The sequence below is a fragment of the Rhizobacter sp. P3_B12 genome (assembly GCF_056402895.1).
The window spans coordinates 1-2,202 of sequence record NZ_JBFUGN010000998.1 but is presented as its reverse complement, the minus strand read 5'-3'; the positions used below and the strand labels follow the sequence as shown (position 1 = coordinate 2,202).

Sequence of the window (2,202 nt, the reverse complement as noted above, 5' to 3'; positions counted from 1 at the left end):
ATCGAGCAGCGCCGGGTGCATCACGTAGTCGGCGCGGCCGGCAGCGGGCGGCAGCGCGATCTCGCCGAGCGCCTCGCCGTCGCGCCGGGCAATGCGCTGCACGCCCTGCAGCGCGGGGCCGAACGCGAGCTGGCGCGCGGCGAGGTTCGCGTAGTGGCCGCCGGCGTCGATCGATTCGGTGCAGCGGGCGCCGATCGCGCCGGCCGGTTCATGCGAAGGGGCGGCATCGGCATCGGCATAGCTGCCCTGCACATGCGTGTGCCAGGCGTCATCGGGTTCGCCATCGCCGAGCGACAGGATCTCGAAGGTGTCGGCCTGGGTGTCGGCACTGCGGCGCAGCAGCAGCTGCAGCGTGCGCGCTTCGCCGGGCGCGAACACCAGCGGCTCGGAGATCACGACATCGGTCRCCGCACGCGCCGCGCCCTGCACCACGCGGCTCGCGGCCAGCGCCATCTCGAGGAAGCCGGTGGCAGGCAGGATCACGCGGCCCTGCACCTGGTGGTCGGCCAGGTAGGGCAGGTCGTCGCCGCGCAGCGTGGTTTCGAACTGCACGAGATCGCGCAGCGGCGAGCGCAGCCGCGTGCCGAGCAGCGGGTGGCCGGTCGGCGTGCCGCTGCGCGCGGCCACCGGCGGGCGCGCCTGGAACCAGCAGCGCTCGCGGCGGAACGGGGTCGACGGCAGGTCGGCCAGCCGCGCACCATGGRCCGACCAGACGGCGCGCCAGTCGATCGGGGCGCCGGCCAGGTACAGCGCGGCCAGCGATTCGGCGAGCTGGTCGGCGTCGGCGCGGCCCTTGCGCAGCGTCGGCACGCGCACCGGGATGTCTTCGGCGAAGTTCAGCAGCGTCGGGTGCGGGCCGATCTCGATGCAGAGGTCCGGCTTCAGCGCCGCCAGCGTGCGCACGCCGTCGGCGAAGCGAACCGCCTCGCGCACATGGCGGCGCCAGTACGCCGGCTGCGTGATCGCATTCCCGTCGGCGAGCTGGCCGGTCAGGTTCGAGACCAGGCGCAGCTGCGGGCGGGCCATCGTCGTCGCGGCTGCCGCCTGCTCGAACGCATCGAGCACCGGATCGACCAGCGGCGAATGGAAGGCGTGCGAGACCGGCAGCTTCTGGCAGCGCACGCCACGCGCGGTGAAGCGCTCGCAGGCGGCATCGACCGCGGCTGCGGCGCCGGAGATCACCGTCTGCGCCGGCGCGTTGACGGCCGCGATCGACAGCTGCGCGGCGAACGGCGCGACCTCATCGGCCACTTCGGCTTCGGCCGCGAAGATCGCCGCCATCGCGCCGCCGGCCGGCAGCGACTGCATCAGCCGGCCGCGCTCTGCGATCAGCGCGAGCGCCTGYGGCAGCGTCATCACGCCGGCCAGGCAGGCGGCGGCGTATTCGCCGACCGAATGGCCCATCACCAGATCGGGCGCGATGCCCCAGGCGGCCCACAGCTTCGCGAGCGCGTACTCGAGGCTGAACAGCGCCGGCTGCGTGTAGCGGGTCTCGTCGATCGCGCTGCCTTGTGCGGCGAAGATCACATCGAGCAGCGGCTGCGGCAGCACGCCGTCCAGGGCCTGCGCGCAGGCGTCGAGCGCGGCGCGGAACACCGGTTGCTGCGCGTACAGCGAATGCGCCATGCCGGCGTACTGCGCGCCCTGGCCGGTGAACAGGAAGGCGATGCGCGCCGGATCGCGGCGGGTGAGGCGCTCGGTGCGCACGCCCTCGGCCTCGCGGCCCTCGGCGAGTGCAAGAAGGCGTTCGCAGAGCTCTGACACGGAGCGCGCGAGCACGGTGGCGCGCTGCGCGAAGCTGGCGCGGCTCACGGCCGCCGTGAAGCAGAGGTCCGGCAGCTCGCTGTCGRGGCGGCCGGCGAGCGACGTGGCGAAGCGGCGGGCGGTGTCGGCGAGCGCGGCTTCGTCGCGGGCCGAAAGGATGAAGAGGTGCTGTGCGGGCAACCCTTCGACAGGCTCAGGGCGAACGGGAAAGGCGGGAGCTTCCTCCACCACCACATGCGCATTCGTCCCGCTGAACCCGAACGAACTCACCCCCGCGATGCGCCGCCCGCCGATCGCCTCCCAGGCCATCAGCGCGGTCGGCACCTTCAGCGGCTGGTCGCCCCACGCGATGTGCGGGCTCGGCGTCTTGAAATGCAGGTGCGCCGGGATCTGCCGCCGCTGCAGCGACAGCACCAGCTTGATCAGCCCGGTCACGCC

At 73.3% G+C, this 2,202-nt stretch carries 1 protein-coding gene; it reads right to left on the bottom strand.

Annotated features, from left to right (window positions below; genetic code table 11):
• A partial coding sequence (locus tag AC1D01_RS31205) for an acyltransferase domain-containing protein (protein ID WP_477873368.1) occupies positions 1-2,202 on the bottom strand: 2,202 nt, incomplete at both ends.